Below are 18559 nucleotides of genomic sequence, written 5' to 3' on the forward strand. Positions count from 1 at the left end.
CTTCTTCAAGAATATTAATAAAAATCGCAGTAGACGATCCAATCCTGTTTTTCTTGATTGTAGAAGAAATAAAAACTGCCACTATCAACAATGTTGAAGCGAGCTTTTTCATCTGAACTTATTTGAAAGACAAATGAGTAATCATCCCCAAAACTGATTCCGCCTTGGGTAAAAGATGGATACCCTCCAACTTTATGAGTGGAGTATATTTTTTCTACGACGTCATCATAGTATTCAATTTCCTCGTTTAATTCGAGCTTCAATATTGCATTTTCTATTTCTGGAGCAATGCTATCGGAATCCTCCCAAGATGGTGTGTCATTATTAATTAGTATAGGAGCCAGTGGGAAGCTCTTTATATTATTAGATTGTTTATCGACCTTATGTAATTCATCCAATACTTGATAACAATTTATCTTAAAATATTGAGCTAGATTATCCATCTGTAAATTGTTGAATACATCGAAATCCATATAAATGGTTATTAAATGATAACCCGTTAACTCCTTTGGAACGTAGGGTAAATTGTGTAGAAACAGAGTACAAATAGGGTCGAAACTAGATGGTATGTTTTCACCTACGTTCCCCCATAATACTTTGCCAATCCAACTTTCCCCTAATTCCTCTGTTGGCCGGAATCCCCCGGTATGAAAGATAGTGGCTTGTTTAAATAATGCTTCTTTTATTTGTTGGACATTCAAGTTATTCAACTCCTCATGTGTTGGTCTCCATAAAAACTGGGGCATCAAGTCTTCACTAGAGATAGATACAGTTGGATTAATGGTAAGTAGAAATTTCTCCAGTAATCCAACCTTTAATAAATTCTTCCAATGAAGAAGCAACCCACATTCTGCTGTCATCTTCGTGATTCCACACATATATATCCTCTTCTTGAATACTTCCATTTACTAATTTATAACCAAATAAGTCACCACAGCCGCTATCCGAAAAAAATAACAAGTCGTCAAACGGCTTATACAAATCTTCATTATCACCTAAATCTCTAAAAAACAAATTATCCCTTACTATTTGTGCAGTTGACCATATTAATGGACAACCAAAACAGTCAAAAACTCCATTCGTTTCACTCAATAATGTGATTAACTTTTGAGGCACTTTCACATTTAGTTCCCCTGAAATGCGAATTATTTCAGCATTAGTTGCTGGAGGCTTGAAGAAGTATTCTTTTGACACCGAACTTATATAGCCCTTCCACATCAAGTTAACACCTTCCTTCTTCACCAATTTATAATGCATTACAACTAAAGGCTAAAGATATCACCTATCACTCTGCGTTATTTTTCATCAGGATGTCTACGAACAACTAAAAGCCTTCAAACTATAGCTGTATAGTTGTAGGCTTTTACTTATTAAAGATTCATTTATCATACAGTAGCTACATCACGAGCGATTCCAATAAGATACCATTCTCCATCTCTTTCTTGGTAGATGAACCGCAGGGATTGGAACAAATGCTCATTTTCACCTGGTGAATAGTATTCTACGTACTTGGCATTAGGGTAATATTCATGAATGGTATTAAGAACACCTGCATAATTCTCTGCTGGTTCATTAAATGTAACAATACTATAATCTACATCATCCCTTCCCCATCTCCGTAAGAGGAATTGATGAACAAATTCAACTAAGGACATTTCAAATTTCGTTTCTGCTTCATCTAATCCCCATGAATACTTTGTATCGCTTATTTCACTTATCTCCTTCTTTGATAAGTTAACATACTTCCCCCCATATCCATCGGGATAACCAAAATCCGCATAAAAAGCAAAGGTAATTCCATGTTCCGGATCAACCTTTTCAGCTATCTTTTTATAGTTAGACTCCTTTAACAGCGAAAATATTTCTTCCGACAATGCTAATAATTCTTTTTCAGTATCTTTTTCAGAGCTAACTTTTTCTACAGTTGAAGCAACCAATTGCTTTTCGTCTCCATTACAGCCATACAGCATCAGTAAACAAAACAGTATAAAAAAAAGAACTCTACTATTTTTCATAAATCCTCCTGTTAACCTTTTGATTCGAACTTCATATTAATCATTTGTTTACCTCAGTATTTATCTAATTTATACTAATTAAATATGGAGGATAATGATGGATACTTTAAATAAGCTGAAAATCCTTGGGCGGAAACTAAAAAGTAATTTATTTGTTCTTTATCTATCTTACAAGGATCTTCGAACTCCTTTGTTCCCCAAGATATTCGCAATTTGTGTAGTAGCCTATGCTTTCAGTCCAATTGATTTAATTCCTGATTTTATACCTATTTTAGGGTATCTTGATGATCTTATTATTGTCCCTCTGGGAATCTCATTAGCTCTTAAATAAATTCCTGCAAAATTTTAGACGAAAATAGAGTTAGAGCTGAAGAAATTAAAAAAGACGGCAAACCAAAAAATTGGTTTGTTGGTGCTCTTTTTATCATTATCTGGATCTTAATTGCTTTTTGGGTTGTAAAACTATTATATAGCTGGTTATATCAGAGCAATTACATAAAGAGTTAAGTTTAAACCAACTTGCCACCTTAGTTTCAATTAGAACAGTGAGCCATCTACAAGCCCAATGTTCTTAAATAAAGCACCCGTACAAACCTTGATCAACGCCCCGTTTGTTGAAGGAAGAAATAATATAACCTAATAACTCCCCCATTTATTCACTTCTTTTAAGAGGGATTTTCATTCTCAATTTTTCGATGTTTTCATTTTTATTGCGAATGTATGGTTCAAGAATCAAATAATCAGGAATAACGTCAATCGATTCATATTGAACACTTGTATCCAATGTTATCTTCCCATCAATTACTTCACAGACTTTATCCCCCCCACCTTCAGCACTTATTTCTTTTAACTCATTTCCTTTATCATCGAATAAACAAAAACGTATGATTTGATTTAATTTTTCAGCTTTGACAGGTTCCGTTAAGTCAAAGTTTATTTCTGTTGTCGCAGGAGTAAAAGTAACTCTTTTCATTGTAATTTTGTAGTCTTTCGAATTGGTTTGTTTAGTACAAGAAAGGATTTATCACCCTCTGTTTTAGAAACGGGGATGTTGAAATTCCAACTCCCTTTTTTATCATTAAACTCCTTTAAAACAATAGCCAAATTAAATGAGTCTTTTTTCAATTCATTAGGAATAATTAGCTTAAAGACCCCTGCATAATCAGTGTCATTAATATACTCCCCTTGGCTACTCGCTCCACCATAAAAATCTTCTCCGTCAAGTTTAAAAGACGCATTTCCAAAAGGATTTTCATTATCATAATTCGTTACGATAAACCCTAATGAAAGCCTACTACCATCGTAAATAAGCTCTGTAATCATTAAGGAGGAATCACCATCGTAACTGTTTCATTCGTTTCTTGGGAATACCCATGTACTTGATAAATTACATTTGTCCATCAGATTTTTTAAAGAGTATAAAACCTGTATCGCCTTTGATAAAGGTGACAGGGTCAATCACATTTTTGTAGGCGATCATTTTCTCAGGGAGCAAGATGTTGATGACTATTTCTTCAGCAATAGAAAATGATGATTGAAAGTCCTTATTTATTTCTGCTTGGTGTTGCAATTGATTGAATTAATAATGCACTATGCTTCAAAAATCCCACTGTATTCAATAACCATAGTTAAGTTCGATGCTGTTTGTTGAACTGATGCTAATGCTCACCTGCCTTTAGTGATTCATCGGATTATAGTAATAACTAGTTCATAACTTACCTTGTAAAAGCATACAAGAATAGCAAGAAAATAAAATAGCGTTTGACAGAGGTGATGATATAAAAAATTGGATACTAATAGTATTATTTTTAATTCCCGCCTTAGTATTTAGCGTTTTATTTTTTGTAGATTCTCCTTACTCTCAAACCAAAACAGAACTATCAATATTAGAAGCAATTAAACTTGCTTACCCTTCTGCATTGGAATGGGAGGAAAATGCACAATTATTACAAGCAATAAATATTGACCTAGACGATAAGACAGAGAAATCAATTGGAAGCAACGGGAAGAGAAAATACTGGAACGTTTGGTTCGCAGTACCGGATACTAACAAGTTTTTCGTGGTAACCATTTATAAAGGAAAAATTGAAAGAGTTGAAGATCTAACAGTGGAAGGTACTACACCTTATCCGCAAAAAGAGTTTGTTTTATTAGAAGATATAAAATATGACTCGCCCTATTTACTCGAAAAAGCACTGAAATTGGGAGTTATTAATCCTGGTAAAGACTGGGCCAAAGGATACAATTTCATGCTTAGAAAAGACCCCGAAACCGGTATTACCCTGATGTTAGTAATAGGTTGGAATAAAGAACTCGATCAAATGGTTGCTGTTTATTTTAATGCAAAAAGTGGAGAACGTCTTGTTACCTCTAATTACAAGAGCGGATAGTTATGGTGATGAAATTTTTTTGTTTTTGTTTAGAGCGTTTTGTTTCCAATTAGTACTGAAAGGTAAAACATACTCGCATTTAATTACTATAGTTTCTAGCTTTAGATTATTAATCAGCAAGTTCGATCTAATAAGTCTGTCCAACAATTACTTTCCATTTTGATTTTTGTTTTATTATGGGGAACTTTACCTGTTTCTCACCATTTATATCCTCATATGAAATAGTACCTTCAAATTCAGTTGGACTAATAGCGATAATTTCAATGATTTCTGTTTTTGAGATGTCTGGTTCTATATCTAAGTATTCTTTTAATTGAACCTTTTTGTCAGAAAATCTTATGTCATCCGATAGTTCGACTAAAGTAGTCACATCATAATCTTCCAAGGCATTTAAATAATTTTTTAAATGTTGCTCTACTTCCATTTCAGGAGTAAGAGCTGCTATCTTTGAGCATCCTACTAACAATAAAAGAAGTAGGAGTCCAGCTAATTTTTTTATCATTTTCCCACTTCGTTTTTCAAAAATTCTTTTATATTTACTATGATACCATATATTTGGATTAGCAAGCAGACCTCAATTTTATTTGAGATCTGCTTGCTTTCTGCTATTTAATTCTTACGACATTGAGGATGCTGTAAAACTTCCATTCTCATTCAGAAGTTAATATCTCTCTACGGCATGGACATTGCTCCCCAATACGATAGATAGTACAATTAATTATTTTCCAACTCTATTGTCTACAATCAGAATACGTCCTATCTTGCCTATACTTATTCACTCAAAAGCAGGAGGTCATGATAAGAAGATAATAATTTCATGACGTCTCTCGCTTAGGGCTATGGTTGCTTCTTCGCAAGCAAAGAAAGGGAATACTCCATATAAAATTACTCCCTATCGAATGGATCGAACTCAAACTTATCCCCTTCTCGGACCTCGAAATTAGCTGGGAAACATACTCATTTGGGATTATAAAATACACTTCAATTTCAAAAGAGTAGATATAGGATAGTAGATATTTCACCTGTAAGTTTAATTACTTGTCAGCCCACTAAAATACCCGTTTTCGTACATTCCCTCTTTCCACAGTATATTTCCATTCTTATCAAATGCCTCAATCTTAAATGGGTCAAGTTCACCAGGATCTGGGTTCTCCAATGCATCAAAGGTTATATACCAACATCTCAAGCCGTCATCAGTTTCAATGATCGTTGCTTCTTTCTCTATTGTTTTTTGTTTAACAAGAACAGATGCAATTTGTTCATTTGTAATAATTCCGCCAAACAGTGCAATAGGTATTGTTGGGTTATTAATCATTACCCGATTAAAACCGTCTTTTGGATTTATCTCGCCGTTACCAGTACGAACCCAATATTTACTATTTTTCTTTTTATATCCAACACGAAACCCTGATTCATCTTGATAAAGCACAATTTGATTACCGTCCTTTTGCTCTTTATATAAGATCTTAGATGACTCTGGAAGTGGGACACTTTTTAAAAATTCCTTGTCAATATTATTATTAGTACAGGCTGTAATTAGAAGTAACATTATTAAAAATACAAGCATTTTCTTCATTAACAATCCCCCTCCTAAATAAACGATTTTTTTGATTATACTCCTTAACTATTGTTCTCCTCCTCTTCTATTTCATTGTCCATACTTGTCGAACGCTGCGCTTTGCATTGCCTAGCTTCTTCTGCATAATGAAGTGTGTTATGTACCTCTTTTATAATCAAATTGAGTAGACTAAATTACAAAACAATCCTAAAGTCTATAACGGCTTTCTGCATAATAAAAACATTTTTGAACGAAATGAAGAAACAGTGCGTCTAATTATGGAAGGAGGCAAAAATGATGGAATCTGAAATTGTGCAGCGTGCTATTCGCGGCGATCATCAAGCGATACTTTCACTTATTGAAATGGATGAAGAGATTTTATATCGCATGGCTTTTACATATATGAAAAATGAACAAGACACTTTAGACGTAATGCAGGAGCTTATTTACAAGGCACTAAAAAAAATGCATACCGTGAAACAGCAAGAATATGCCAGAACATGGCTCGTCCGAGTGTTAATCAATTGTTGTAAAGATCATTTAAGAAAACGACAACCAACCGTTCCAATTAAGGAACATCACTTATCTGGATGGGTCATCTATTCTGATTTGGAGCGACTACTGGAACAATTATCTTTGTCGGAGCAGCAACTCGTCTATATGAAATATTTTCAGCAACTAAAAAACAAAGAAATTGCTGAGCTGAATCAAATTCCGGAAGGTACTGTAAAGTCTAAGCTACACCATATATTAAAGAAGCTTAGAAATTGCGCTGGAGAAAAGGAGGACTGGCTATGAGTAAACTACCATCGATTGACGTTCCACAGGAGAAACTTCAACAAATTCGAATGGATACTTTACGTAAAGTTCAGCGAGAAAAAAGAACAAAGAAGCGCATTGTACCAGTTGCCATAGTTGCTTTGTTTTGCTTAACTATTCTATTTTCAATTCGTGTTTCTCCTACTTTTGCTAGTTATGTTGGAAAAATACCTGGCTTTCAAGCACTTGTATCAGCAGTTAGAAGCGACGCTGGGATAAAAGACATTGTGGACAATCAATACTTTGAAGAGATCAATGTAACAGAGTCTAAAAATGGCCTATCGTTAACATTGCAAGGCGTGATTGCAGATCATTCGGGCTTTGTACTTTTCTACGACGCAGTTGCTTTATTTGATATGTCGAAACTCTACTTGAATGATGTTCAATTGTTCCAAGGAGACAATGAAATACCAGGGCCAAATAGTTTTACCCGCCATGCAGATAATCAAAAAAACATTTCTTCTTTAATAGAATACAACTTTGTAGAGCCTATCGTTTATACTTCCAAGGATTTTAAGGCCGTTTTTCATTTTGAGGATGTAGATAAGGGAAATATCGAAATAACGATACCGTTTACACTACAAAACGAAATAGCTACGGAAAAAGTTATTGATGTGAATCGTACGATAGATATCGAAGGTCAGAAATTTATGATTACACAAATTCGCCGTTCTCCATTAAAAACGGCCATAGATATTGAAATAGAAGAAGCGAATACAATGCAAATATTAGCTCTCGATGATATTACAGTTATGACGGATAGTGGAGAGCGAAGAGGTAGCTTTATAAACGGCGGAGCAACACAAGGAGATATTCGCAACGGCAAGATTACGCTCAATGTGCAAAGTAATTATTTTCATAATTCAGACTCCCTCACGATTAATATTGGTTCTGTTCAGGCAGTTCCAAAGGGAGAGGATTTTATAGAAGTTGATTTTGGCACAAAAGAAGTACTCACGAAACCTGATTATTTCGATTGGGACATTTCTGTAACATCGCATGATGTATCAGTTGCTGTAAAAAAAGGAGATAATGGAGGTAACCTATTATGGCTACATTATGCTGTAAAAGAAGATGGTACGACGTTGGAATATACAGGTAGCACGTTTTCACGAGATGAGAAGTACGTAATTGAAACGGCTCAATTTCAAGATTATGATGGCAAAGCAAAAATATATTTCAACTATTATTTCAATCCTATTGGAGAAAACATCGAACTCAATATTCCTTTGGAATGAGAAGCATAATTTAGTACGAACTGTATTCGACTCTTATAATTAAGAACGATAGAATGGAGTCACCAACAACAGAATCCCATTGCCCGCCCCCATGAACATTCATTCCTTTGGTATAATTGAAATTAATATCATTCAAGAAGGCAGCCAATTCCATCGTGACGAATGATCTCATTTTCTATCGTTTCTAAACGTATTCTCCAAAAATAAATAATGACCACAAACGCTGTCATATCAACGTTTGTGGTCATTATTTTTGTTTCCTTATCGTGTTCAGTTTTCACTGAAATACGTCCCAGGCAGGATTCGAACCTGCGACCGCACGCTTAGAAGGCGTGTGCTCTATCCAGCTGAGCTACTGAGACATGCTCTTGGTACTCCAACGTTTCCCAAGGACAAATTTTATTATAAGCAGGTTGTGCAATAAAGTCAACGGTATTCTTAAAAATTCTTTATTCGCAATGTATCGACCAATTCGTTGTGTGGATTGACAAATGAAATAGTTGTGTCTTGCTCCCATTCTATGATGGCGTAGGTCGGTTCTTTACCGCCTCTAGGCAGCAATGGACTGCCGGGATTGAGGAATAGAATGCCGTCTTTCATTTCTGCTCCATAGAGATGGGTATGGCCGAAGAGGACAATATCCGCCTGCTGTTCGACTGCTTCGTAGTAAAGGGGCAGCAGGGATCGATGGCAGTCGTGCTGATGGCCGTGGACGACGAGAATCTGTTTATTCCCGACACGCTGAACGACTTGATCAGGAAATTGACGTTCCCGGTCGCAATTGCCTCTCACGGTGCTGATTGTCTCCCATACTTCTGCGTCGTGCGTCAGTTCGCTGTCACCGCAGTGAAAGATGGCGTCGGCAGGCATAGCGGAAACGGCTTGCACCGTTTCCAAATCGCCATGCGTATCACTTAGTACGATGATTCTCATGCCTGTCCTTCTAACCATTCCGGCAAAAATGTTTTCAGCTTGGCTAACGCGGCACCGCGATGTGAGATCGCGCCTTTTTCTTCAGGTGCCATCTGTGCCATTGTGCGCTCTTTCTCTGGGTAATAAAAGACGGGGTCATACCCAAAACCGTTGGCGCCTCTTCTTTCATCCAAAATGAGCCCTTCGCAGCTGCCGGAGAATGTTCTCGTTTCGATTCCCGGTCCCGCCACTGCCAGCACACAACGAAAACGCGCTGTCCGATTCGCTTCAGAAACGTTTTCTAACTCACTTAACAGTTTATCGATATTGGCCTCGTCTTTTTTAGCGGGACCCGCGTAACGAGCCGAGTAGACGCCAGGAGCGCCGTCCAATGCATCGACTTCCAAGCCGCTGTCGTCTGCAATGACAGGTATTTGCAATAAGCGGGATACTGTTTCTGCTTTTAAGATTGCGTTTTCTTCAAATGTCGTGCCTGTCTCTTCTACGTCAATGTCTTGTTCCAGATCATTCAGCGTCAGAACCTTCACACCGAATGGCCCTAACAGTGCTTCAAAATCTTTCGCTTTGCCGGCATTGTTTGTTGCAATCAGAACTTGTTTCATTCCATTTCCACTTCTTTCTTTCCTATCAAGTGACCTGCTTCACCTAACACTTGTTTCTGCTGTTCAAACAGCCCCCGGATTCCCTGTTCAGCCAAATCCAACAGGCCGTTCATTTCGTCACGGGAAAACGTCGATTCCTCTCCAGTGCCTTGAATTTCAACAAACTGCCCACTGCCTGTCATGACGACATTCATGTCGACCGCCGCCGAGGAATCTTCTATATAATCAAGATCCACAATCAATGTGCCTTCTTCTGTTTTACCTACACTTGTTGCCGCCAAGAAATCGATAATCGGGAAAGCCTTGAGTTCTTTCTCTTTCGCTAGCTTTGATACTGCTAAGACCATTGCGACGAACGCACCTGTAATCGAAGCCGTACGGGTTCCCCCATCTGCTTGGATGACGTCACAGTCAATCCAGACCGTCCTTTCGCCAAGTGCTTCCAAATTGGTGACAGCGCGCATGGCTCTGCCGATCAACCGCTGGATCTCCATCGTTCTCCCGCCGACCTTGCCACGGGCTGACTCTCGCTGCGTCCTTTGCCCTGTAGCGCGCGGAAGCATGGAATACTCAGCAGTTACCCATCCTTTGCCGCTCCCTCTTAAAAAGGGCGGTACGCGCTCCTCGATCGATGCAGTGCAAATTACTTTTGTATTGCCAACCGTTATGAGGACAGAGCCTTCCGGGTGCAATAAATAATCGGTTTCAATGGAAACCGGGCGGATCATTTCTTCTGTTCTTCCGTCATGTCTCATGCCGGTCACCTCCACGTAATCAGTACAGCCATCATCTTACCATAGTCCGTTTCCTCAAATCAAAAAACCGGATATCCTTTTTCAGGATACCCGGGCGGTCATAATTTTATCTGCTTTACAATCGGTTCCTTAATCTCCAGCCAGTCTGATACGATGGAGCGGAATTCATGTACCTCTCCTGTCGTATAAAAAACAGGCGTGGCCAGGGAGGCAACATCGCTTGTGAGCCCGTTTGTCATCAAAGCTCTTTCCACGTCGTGCACGGTCTCGATGGCAGAGGAAACAATCGTTACATCGCTTCGCAGCTGCGCTTTAATATGGTCATGCAAGAGTGGGTAATGGGTGCATCCCAGTATCGCTGTATCGAACGCTACCTCTTGGAGCGGCTTCAGCGTCTGATGAATGATCCCGCTGACTTCATTCGTCTTATATCTGCCGCTTTCGACAATTGGTACGAATTCCGGACAAGCTAATTGAAAAACAGAAGCACGGGACGATAACAGATGAATTGCTTCTGTATACGCCCCGCTATTTACTGTTCCCACCGTTCCAAGAACGACAATCTCACCGGTCGCTGATGCTTGCAATGCAGCACGGGCGCCCGGTTCGATTACGCCGATAATCGGAAACGGAAATGTATCTTTTAAAATATCCAAAGCGACTGCAGTCGCCGTATTGCAGGCAACCACAAGCATCTTAATATCCATCTTCGAGAGCGCTGACGCCATTTCGACAGTAAACTGGATGACTTCTTCAGCTGATCGCGGACCGTATGGACAACGTGCATCATCGCCTATATATACGATCGGTTCATTAGGCAGCCGGTTTAGTAACTCCTTGACAACTGTCAAGCCACCGACACCTGAATCGATCACTCCGATTGGTGCTTCCACACGAACCCCTCAATCCTTCTGCATTTCTTGGTGTAATTTTGTCAACATACGAGAGAATTCCTGCAACTCTTCATCATTAAAATCAGTTAACACGGAATGTAAATAGTCTCTGCGCTTTTCGATCACTTCTTCGATGATGCGTTCGCCTTCACTCAGTAAATGAATCCTGACGACACGACGATCCTGTTCGTCACGAACTCTCTTAACCAGATTATTGTTCTCCATGCGATCTACTAAATCAGTAGTGGTACTGAACGCCAAATACATTTTTGTCGATAAATCGCCAATTGTCATATCACCATGTTCAAAAAGCCATTGCAAGGCGATGAATTGAGGAGGTGTAATCGTATAATTGCTAAGTATTTTGCGACCTTGTTGTTTAATGATCCCTGCAATATACCGCAGTTCTTTCTCCATGCGTGCGATATTGTCATTGCTGTCGGGATGTGACTGTTGTTGTTCCAACACGTTAACCAGCTCCCACAAAACAAATACTGTGTACTTATTGTCACCTTTTTTCTTTCATAACGCAACAGTTTTACAGAATAACGACATAGACAATATTTTCATAGTACCCTTTTGGTTAGACAATGCTGGCAGCTATTTCGTGACAACCACCAATCCTTCGTGCTTAATTCAGTTTCAACTCCCCTAATCGCAACAATTCGACAATCGCTTGAGCTCTGCCTGAAACCCCGAGTTTTTGAATCGTATTCGAGATGTGGTTCCTTACAGTCTTTTCGCTTATGCCGAGCCGTCCTGCGATCTCTTTTGTCGTATGATCATCTACCAAAAGATCAAATATCTCTCTCTCCCTTGCTGTCAGCAAAGAACGGTTGTTCATTTCTCCTGTCAAGACGCGCCCCTCCTATCCAACGTTCACTTTACAATATGTCAGGAGGGATTATGCTGTGCCGGCTAGATGGCGACTTTCTTTTGGAACTGCGACTTTTGTGCGTCGGTCCAAGGAACAGCTCTGCCTGTTTCCCGGTTTACTTGAACAATCGAACCCCGTCCCGTAAACACAACATCCCCTTTTTCATTTTTCGACATATAATGAAGGTCGACGGAGCTGTTTCCAATGGACGCCGCTTTCACATAGATGGTAAGGGTTTCATCGAAAAACACTTGTTTTCTATAGTCACATTGAAGATCGGCAACGACAGGAATGGTCGTCCCCTGTGGATCCAGCCAATCTTCCATCTGGCCGATTGTTTTTAAAAATTCGATGCGGGCATATTCAAAATAGGCAAATGTCACCGTGTTATTCAAATGTCCGTACATATCCGTTTCCGAAAAACGCACCGTCACAGGAACCGAAAACTCAAACCCCGCTTCCCATGTTGCATAGTCCCCGATATAGCTTGGTATCATGATCATCTCTCCCTTTATCAAAATGAATGAACATTCATTCTTTTATTATAGCAAATTCGGAAGAAAATTTGAAGTTAACCAGTAAAAGGGTGCCGAAACCAAAAAAGAACCTCCCAGGGGTCGTTACCCGCCGGGAGGCTCTTGCGCAAATCTTAGTCTACCATATGGTCGCTTCCAAAGAAGTTCTTGAACATTTGTACGGTAGTTGCACGGTTCATCGCTGCGATGGACGTTGTCAAAGGAATTCCTTTCGGACAAGCGACGACACAGTTTTGCGAGTTACCGCATTCACCGATACCGCCATCGGCCATAAGTGTTTCCAGACGCTCGTCACGGTTCATCGCACCAGTTGGGTGAGAGTTGAACAAGCGAACCTGGGAAATCAAAGCTGGACCGATGAAGTTCGTTTTATCATTGACGTTCGGGCACGCTTCAAGGCATACACCGCAAGTCATACATTTAGAAAGCTCATACGCCCATTGACGCTTGCGTTCCGGCATACGCGGACCGTCGCCAAGATCATATGTGCCGTCAATCGGAATCCACGCCTTAACCCGCTTAAGGGAATCAAACATGAACTCACGATCGACAATCAAGTCACGGACAACCGGGAATGTGCGCATTGGCTCCAAGCGAATCGGCTGCGTCAATTGGTCGATTAATGCTGTACAAGATTGACGCGGACGGCCATTGATGACCATCGAACAAGCACCACAAACTTCTTCCAGACAGTTCATGTCCCAGTTTACAGGCGTCGTTTTCTTGCCTTCTGCATTCACCGGATTTCTCCGGATTTCCATCAAAGCCGAAATGACGTTCATATTCGGCCGATAGTCTATTTCAAAGCTTTCCCAATAAGGTTTGGAATCAGGAGTATCTTGGCGTTGAATTTCAAAACGGACCGTTTTTTTAGCAGTTGCCTCTTGTACGGCAGTAGTTTGCTCACTCACTTCCGTCAATCTCCTTTCTTCGCGGAATAATCGCGTTTACGCGGTGGAATCAATGATACATCGACTTCCTCGTAAGAGATAATCGGTGCAGACTTGCCATCGAATTCCGCAATCGTCGTCTTCAAGAAGTTTTCATCGTCACGGTTCGGGAACTCAGGTTTATAGTGGGCCCCACGGCTTTCGTTACGATTCAATGCTCCTAGCGTAATGACGCGAGCCAAGTATAGCATATTCTTCAATTGACGAGTAAATGTCGCGCCTTGGTTAGACCATTTTTGCGTATCTGTAATATTGATGTTTTCATACCGCTCCAAAAGCTCTTGAAGCTTGTAATCCGTTTCTTGAAGGTTTTTATTGTAACGAACAACCGTAACGTTATCTGTCATGACTTCACCAAGTTCACGGTGAAGAACGTACGCATTTTCCGTACCATCCATCTTCAAGGTTGCATCCCACTTCTGCTGCTCGTCTTTGATAGCTGTATCGAAAATGGAGGAAGGAAGCTCTTCAGCCGTCCGTTTTACGCCTCTCATATACTTGACAGCTTCCGGACCTGCAACCATACCGCCATAGATGGCAGAAAGAAGCGAGTTAGCGCCGAGACGGTTCGCACCGTGTTGTGAATAATCACATTCACCCGCCGCAAATAGGCCAGGAATGCTTGTGTGCTGTTCGTAGTCGACCCATAGTCCACCCATTGAATAGTGAACGGCAGGGAAGATTTTCATTGGAACTTTACGAGGGTCTTCCCCTGTAAATTTCTCATAGATTTCGATGATGCCGCCAAGCTTAATATCCAACTCATGCGGATCTTTATGGGAAAGGTCAAGGTATACCATGTTTTCCCCGTTCACACCCAATTTTTGATTCACGCAGACATCAAAAATTTCACGTGTTGCGATATCACGTGGTACAAGGTTTCCGTAATCCGGATATTTTTCTTCAAGGAAGTACCAAGGTTTACCGTCTTTATACGTCCAGATCCGTCCGCCTTCACCACGAGCCGATTCACTCATGAGGCGAAGCTTATCGTCTCCAGGAATTGCAGTTGGGTGGATTTGGATGAATTCACCGTTCGCATATTTAGCACCTTGCTGATAGACGATGGATGCCGCAGAACCTGTATTGATGACAGAGTTCGTTGATTTTCCGAAGATGATCCCCGGTCCGCCAGTGGCCATAATAACGGCGTCACCTTTGAACGCTTTGATCTCCATCGTTTTCATATTTTGTGCTTTGATACCGCGGCAAACCCCTTCGTCATCCATTATGATTCCGAGGAATTCCCAGTGCTCATACTTTTGAACCAAGCCTGCCACTTCAAAGCGGCGTACTTGCTCGTCAAGCGCATAAAGAAGCTGCTGTCCTGTCGTAGCGCCAGCGAAAGCCGTACGGTGATGCAATGTACCACCAAAACGGCGGAAATCCAATAATCCTTCCGGAGTACGGTTGAAAGTTACTCCCATCCGGTCCATCAAACGGATAATTCCCGGTGCCGCTTCAGTCATTGCTTGTACTGGCGGCTGGTTAGCCAAGAAGTCTCCTCCATATACAGTGTCGTCAAAGTGGATGGCTGGTGAATCGCCTTCCCCTTTCGTGTTCACTGCCCCGTTAATGCCGCCTTGTGCACAAACGGAGTGGGAGCGTTTAACCGGAACGAGCGAGAATAAGTCGACTGAGACTCCATCTTCTGCTGCTTTGATGGTAGCCATCAAGCCCGCGAGACCGCCTCCGACGACAATCAATCTGCCTTTAGCCATTATTGTTTCACTCCTCAAATTTTACATAGTCACGTAGTTCTTATATGCCAGCTCTGCCGGATCAAACGAATGCAAGCAACGCTTGTACGCCGATAACGGAAAGAACCAAGAATGCAATGATCGTAATATAAGATACGATGGTTTGGGAACGTGGAGATTGTGCAATTCCCCATGTAACGCAGAATGACCAAAGGCCATTTGCCAAGTGGAAAGTTGCAGAAACCACACCAAGAATGTAGAACACTAGCATGAACGGGCTTGACAGGATGTTAGCCATCATATCAAAGTTCACTTCTGCTCCAAGAGCTTTTTGGATTCGTGTTTCATAAATATGCCATGCAATGAAAATGACGAGGAATACACCCGTCACACGTTGAAGAAGGAACATCCAGTTACGGAACGTCCCATAGCGCTGTACATTGTTTTTCGCAGTGAAAGCTATGTAGACACCGTAGAACGCGTGGAACATTAATGGAATATAAATGACAAACCATTCCAAGAAAAGAACGAAAGGCAAGTTCCCCATAAAATTGGACGCGTTATTGAATGCTTCTTCACCGCGAGTTGCAAAGTGGTTGACTACCAAGTGCTGGGTAACGAATAACCCAACCGGAATGATTCCGAGCAATGAATGCAGTCGGCGCAAGTAAAAATCTGATTCTCTCGACAAGTCTTTTACCCTCCCTTATTTATGAGCCAGCAAATCAATTGCAGAACTGATCGTCCCATGAGCCTTTGACGGCATGGCTCTTCATGGTACAATATATAACATGTACATTGTACTCCTCACTTTTGAGCAGGTCAAGGCGATCTGGACTTTTATATACCCCTTACTTACTGGAATCACACAACCAGATTTTTCTTCCGAAAGGATTGCATGACAAGTGGAAAAACCTACATATGAATCACCGACACGTCTCGGATACGAAATATTGCGCGATCATGTATTACCGACGATCTTAGGAAAGCACGAAGATGACATCTTATATTGGTCGGGCAAGGATGTCGCCCGGAAGTTCCCGATCTTTGAAACGGATGAGCTACCCTCCTTTTTCACAGAAGCAGGATGGGGTCAGCTTACATTGGAAAAAGAAGACAAGGATGAGATGCAGTTCGTATTAGGTCCGATCGAACGGTTCGTCATCGAAAATCGGTCTTATCAATTGGAAGCAGGTTTTATTGCAGAACAGCTTCAAAAACTAAATGGCTTTCTTACTGAGTGCTATGGACAGAAAGAAATCCAGCAGGACCGTGTCCGTTTTATTGCCAAGTGGGATGTCAAAACAATAGTAGAAACTTGATTATCGCATTCCCCAGACTCGATCTTGTGGATAAAGCCGACCATCGCTTTGTCTGCAAGGCGACAGTCTGGCATTCTTTCCCTTCCCCGCGCATACTCTACAGGCAAGTTTGTGCTTCTTTTATACAGAACTTCCTACTTATCTTTCCTTTCTTCTTGGAAATGCTCCATCACCTGTTTCGCAACAGAAACCGGAAGACCCGCCTCTTTCAGTTCATCTACACTGGCTGCTTTTATCTTCTTCATAGAACCGAAATGCTTCAACAACTGTTTTTTTCGCTTGTCGCCGACGCCAGGAATCGAATCAAGAGAAGAAGCTAACGATCCCGCGTCCCGCCGCTGCCGATGAAACGTAATTGCAAACCGATGCACTTCGTCCTGTATCCGCTGAAGCAAATAAAAAGCTTCGCTCGTCTTCTTTAATGGTACAATCTCGATCGGATTGCCATAAAGCAACTCCGCCGTCTGGTGCTTGTCATCTTTCGCCAACCCTGCAATCGGGATTGATAATCCGAGTTCGTCCTCAATGATTTCCCGCGCAATTTCCATCTGGCCTTTTCCTCCATCAATGATGATCAAGTCAGGCAAAGGCAGATTCTCTTTCAACACACGGATATAGCGCCTTCGGACCACTTCCCGCATCGCTCCATAATCATCATGCGCAGCAGCTGTTTTGGTCTTATATTTGCGATAATCCTTACGGTTCGGCTTGCCGTCAACAAAAGACACCATGGCCGAAACAGCATCGACACCGCCTGTATGCGAGTTATCGAATGCTTCAATTCGGAACGGAGTTGCGATGTTCATGGCCTCGCCCAGTTCGTCACAGGCCCCGATTGTGCGCTGTTCCTGCCGTTCAATCAATTGGAATTTTTCCTGCAATGATATTTTCGCATTTTTCGCGGCGAGCTTCACAAGATCTTTCTTCTTCCCGCGCTGCGGAATATAGCTGTTCGTTTGGAGCAGCTGCTTCACAATTTCCAAATCGACTCCGTCCGGCAATAAAATCTCCTTCGGAAGTAAATGGCCCGTCTTTCCGTAAAATTGACCTATATACGTGAGGAATTCATCTTCAGGATCCTGGTAAAGTGGAAAAATGGAGACATCCCGTTCAATCAGTTTCCCTTGCCGTACGAAAAAGACTTGGACGCACATCCACCCTTTTTCTACCGCATAACCGAAAATATCCCGATCCGTGAAATCATTCATTGTCATTGTCTGCTTCTCCATGACAGCCTCGATGTTGGCAATCTGATCGCGGTATTCCTTCGCCCGCTCAAACTCCAGGTTTTCTGCCGCTACCTGCATTTTTTCGGTCAGTTCCTTTTTCACTGTCTTATAGCCGCCATTCAAAAAACGGGTAATGTTGTCGGTCATCTCTTTATACGTCTCGACAGCAACTTCATTGACACATGGGGCCAGACATTGGCCTAAGTGGTAATAAAGGCAAACCCGGTCCGGCAATGTATGGCATTTCCGGTATGGATAAAGCCGGTCGAGCAGCTTTTTTGTTTCATGGGCAGCCGTTGCATTCGGATACGGGCCAAAATATTTTCCTTTATCCTTTTTCAGCAGCCGGGTGACAATGAGTTTAGGATGCCGTTCGGATGTTAGCTTTAAATACGGATAAGTCTTGTCATCCTTCAGCATGATATTGTATTTCGGATCATATTGTTTGATCAAATTCAATTCGAGGATAAGGGCTTCGATATTGGATGATGTGACAATATACTCGAAATCCTCGATTTCACCGACAAGCCGTTGGGTCTTCGCATCGTGGCTGCCTGTAAAGTAGCTTCGCACCCTGTTTTTCAGGATTTTGGCTTTCCCTACATAAATAATCGTCCCCTGCCTATCTTTCATTAAATAGCAGCCTGGCAGATCGGGCAGGAGAGCGAGTTTTTGTTCAATTAAATCATTCATCTATATCACCTATCAAAAAACCGGGTTCCTGTATAGGTTCCCGGTTCTC

22 protein-coding genes, 1 tRNA gene and 1 pseudogene are annotated in these 18559 nt (G+C 41.2%); 5 read left to right on the top strand and 19 right to left on the bottom strand.

The window, feature by feature from the left end; genetic code table 11:
• Positions 1–14: 14 nt before the first annotated feature.
• The 3 genes from ACSW3C_RS01225 to ACSW3C_RS01235 all read right to left on the bottom strand — a co-directional run bounded on the left by ACSW3C_RS01225 (position 15) and on the right by ACSW3C_RS01235 (position 2015).
• A complete protein-coding gene (locus ACSW3C_RS01225; RefSeq protein ID WP_486560441.1) occupies positions 15–701 on the bottom strand; it encodes a DUF1963 domain-containing protein in 687 nt (228 codons plus the stop codon).
• A gap of 76 nt (positions 702–777) precedes the next feature.
• Complete coding sequence (locus tag ACSW3C_RS01230) at positions 778–1218, bottom strand: SMI1/KNR4 family protein (RefSeq protein WP_486560863.1); 441 nt, start codon at positions 1216–1218, stop codon at positions 778–780.
• A 167-nt stretch (positions 1219–1385) separates the two neighbouring features.
• Complete coding sequence (locus ACSW3C_RS01235; protein ID WP_486560442.1) at positions 1386–2015, bottom strand: hypothetical protein; 630 nt, start codon at positions 2013–2015, stop codon at positions 1386–1388.
• Between the two features lie 97 nt (positions 2016–2112).
• On the opposite strand from ACSW3C_RS01235, the pseudogene ACSW3C_RS01240 reads away from it, so the two are divergent.
• A pseudogene (locus ACSW3C_RS01240) lies at positions 2113–2522 on the top strand (YkvA family protein).
• Between the two features lie 145 nt (positions 2523–2667).
• On the opposite strand, the gene ACSW3C_RS01245 reads toward ACSW3C_RS01240, so the two are convergent.
• Both ACSW3C_RS01245 and ACSW3C_RS01250 read right to left on the bottom strand, forming a co-directional pair.
• Positions 2668–2988, bottom strand: a complete 321-nt coding sequence (locus ACSW3C_RS01245; protein WP_486560443.1) for a DUF5643 domain-containing protein — start codon at positions 2986–2988, stop codon at positions 2668–2670.
• Positions 2985–3338, bottom strand: a complete 354-nt coding sequence (locus ACSW3C_RS01250; protein WP_486560444.1) for a hypothetical protein — start codon at positions 3336–3338, stop codon at positions 2985–2987. The genes ACSW3C_RS01245 and ACSW3C_RS01250 overlap by 4 nt, the downstream gene beginning before the upstream one ends.
• A gap of 596 nt (positions 3339–3934) precedes the next feature.
• On the opposite strand from ACSW3C_RS01250, the gene ACSW3C_RS01255 reads away from it, so the two are divergent.
• Positions 3935–4405 carry a hypothetical protein gene (locus ACSW3C_RS01255; RefSeq protein WP_486560445.1) on the top strand — a complete coding sequence of 157 codons (471 nt, stop codon included), beginning with the start codon at positions 3935–3937 and terminating at the stop codon, positions 4403–4405.
• A 127-nt stretch (positions 4406–4532) separates the two neighbouring features.
• On the opposite strand, the gene ACSW3C_RS01260 is transcribed toward ACSW3C_RS01255, so the two are convergent.
• Positions 4533–4907 carry a hypothetical protein gene (locus ACSW3C_RS01260; RefSeq protein ID WP_486560446.1) on the bottom strand — a complete coding sequence of 125 codons (375 nt, stop codon included), beginning with the start codon at positions 4905–4907 and terminating at the stop codon, positions 4533–4535.
• Positions 4908–5435: 528 nt separating this feature from the next.
• Positions 5436–5981 carry a hypothetical protein gene (locus tag ACSW3C_RS01265; protein WP_486560448.1) on the bottom strand — a complete coding sequence of 182 codons (546 nt, stop codon included), beginning with the start codon at positions 5979–5981 and terminating at the stop codon, positions 5436–5438.
• Between the two features lie 279 nt (positions 5982–6260).
• On the opposite strand from ACSW3C_RS01265, the gene ACSW3C_RS01270 reads away from it, so the two are divergent.
• Together ACSW3C_RS01270 and ACSW3C_RS01275 are read left to right on the top strand one after the other, a co-directional pair.
• A complete protein-coding gene (locus ACSW3C_RS01270; RefSeq protein WP_486560449.1) occupies positions 6261–6761 on the top strand; it encodes a sigma-70 family RNA polymerase sigma factor in 501 nt (166 codons plus the stop codon).
• Positions 6758–8020, top strand: coding sequence for a DUF4179 domain-containing protein (locus ACSW3C_RS01275; protein WP_486560450.1), 1263 nt, complete (start codon positions 6758–6760; stop codon positions 8018–8020). Before ACSW3C_RS01270 ends, ACSW3C_RS01275 begins: the two co-directional genes overlap by 4 nt.
• A 288-nt stretch (positions 8021–8308) precedes the next feature.
• On the opposite strand, the gene ACSW3C_RS01280 is transcribed toward ACSW3C_RS01275, so the two are convergent.
• The 11 genes from ACSW3C_RS01280 to ACSW3C_RS01330 form a co-directional block, all read right to left on the bottom strand.
• Positions 8309–8382 (bottom strand) — tRNA-Arg (locus tag ACSW3C_RS01280).
• A gap of 76 nt (positions 8383–8458) precedes the next feature.
• Complete coding sequence (locus tag ACSW3C_RS01285; RefSeq protein ID WP_486560451.1) at positions 8459–8953, bottom strand: metallophosphoesterase; 495 nt, start codon at positions 8951–8953, stop codon at positions 8459–8461.
• On the bottom strand, positions 8950–9555 hold the full coding sequence (locus tag ACSW3C_RS01290) for an XTP/dITP diphosphatase (RefSeq protein WP_486560452.1): 606 nt from the start codon (positions 9553–9555) through the stop codon (positions 8950–8952). Before ACSW3C_RS01290 ends, ACSW3C_RS01285 begins: the two co-directional genes overlap by 4 nt.
• A complete protein-coding gene (gene rph / locus ACSW3C_RS01295) occupies positions 9552–10310 on the bottom strand; it encodes a ribonuclease PH (RefSeq protein WP_486560453.1) in 759 nt (252 codons plus the stop codon). Before rph ends, ACSW3C_RS01290 begins: the two co-directional genes overlap by 4 nt.
• A gap of 98 nt (positions 10311–10408) precedes the next feature.
• The gene (gene racE / locus ACSW3C_RS01300; RefSeq protein ID WP_486560455.1) at positions 10409–11203 is read right to left on the bottom strand and encodes a glutamate racemase; all 795 of its coding nucleotides are present in this window, start codon (positions 11201–11203) and stop codon (positions 10409–10411) included.
• Positions 11204–11212: 9 nt separating this feature from the next.
• Positions 11213–11620, bottom strand: coding sequence for a MarR family winged helix-turn-helix transcriptional regulator (locus tag ACSW3C_RS01305; protein ID WP_486560865.1), 408 nt, complete (start codon positions 11618–11620; stop codon positions 11213–11215).
• A gap of 214 nt (positions 11621–11834) precedes the next feature.
• Positions 11835–12047: a helix-turn-helix domain-containing protein gene (locus ACSW3C_RS01310; protein WP_184207831.1), complete on the bottom strand. Its 213-nt coding sequence runs from the start codon at positions 12045–12047 to the stop codon at positions 11835–11837.
• A 74-nt stretch (positions 12048–12121) separates the two neighbouring features.
• Positions 12122–12577 carry an acyl-CoA thioesterase gene (locus ACSW3C_RS01315; RefSeq protein ID WP_486560456.1) on the bottom strand — a complete coding sequence of 152 codons (456 nt, stop codon included), beginning with the start codon at positions 12575–12577 and terminating at the stop codon, positions 12122–12124.
• A 152-nt stretch (positions 12578–12729) separates the two neighbouring features.
• On the bottom strand, positions 12730–13536 hold the full coding sequence (gene sdhB, locus ACSW3C_RS01320; protein WP_486560457.1) for a succinate dehydrogenase iron-sulfur subunit: 807 nt from the start codon (positions 13534–13536) through the stop codon (positions 12730–12732).
• Positions 13533–15287 carry a succinate dehydrogenase flavoprotein subunit gene (gene sdhA / locus ACSW3C_RS01325; RefSeq protein ID WP_486560458.1) on the bottom strand — a complete coding sequence of 585 codons (1755 nt, stop codon included), beginning with the start codon at positions 15285–15287 and terminating at the stop codon, positions 13533–13535. Before sdhA ends, sdhB begins: the two co-directional genes overlap by 4 nt.
• Positions 15288–15348: 61 nt before the next feature.
• Positions 15349–15957, bottom strand: coding sequence for a succinate dehydrogenase cytochrome b558 subunit (locus ACSW3C_RS01330; protein ID WP_486560459.1), 609 nt, complete (start codon positions 15955–15957; stop codon positions 15349–15351).
• 214 nt (positions 15958–16171) lie between these two features.
• Here ACSW3C_RS01330 and ACSW3C_RS01335 point away from each other — a divergent pair, with 214 nt between their 5' ends.
• Complete coding sequence (locus ACSW3C_RS01335; protein WP_486560461.1) at positions 16172–16588, top strand: YslB family protein; 417 nt, start codon at positions 16172–16174, stop codon at positions 16586–16588.
• 134 nt (positions 16589–16722) lie between these two features.
• On the opposite strand, the gene uvrC is transcribed toward ACSW3C_RS01335, so the two are convergent.
• On the bottom strand, positions 16723–18510 hold the full coding sequence (gene uvrC / locus ACSW3C_RS01340) for an excinuclease ABC subunit UvrC (RefSeq protein ID WP_486560463.1): 1788 nt from the start codon (positions 18508–18510) through the stop codon (positions 16723–16725).
• Positions 18511–18559 lie beyond the last annotated feature (49 nt).

It is taken from the genome of Sporosarcina sp. AD_1 (assembly GCF_057373025.1).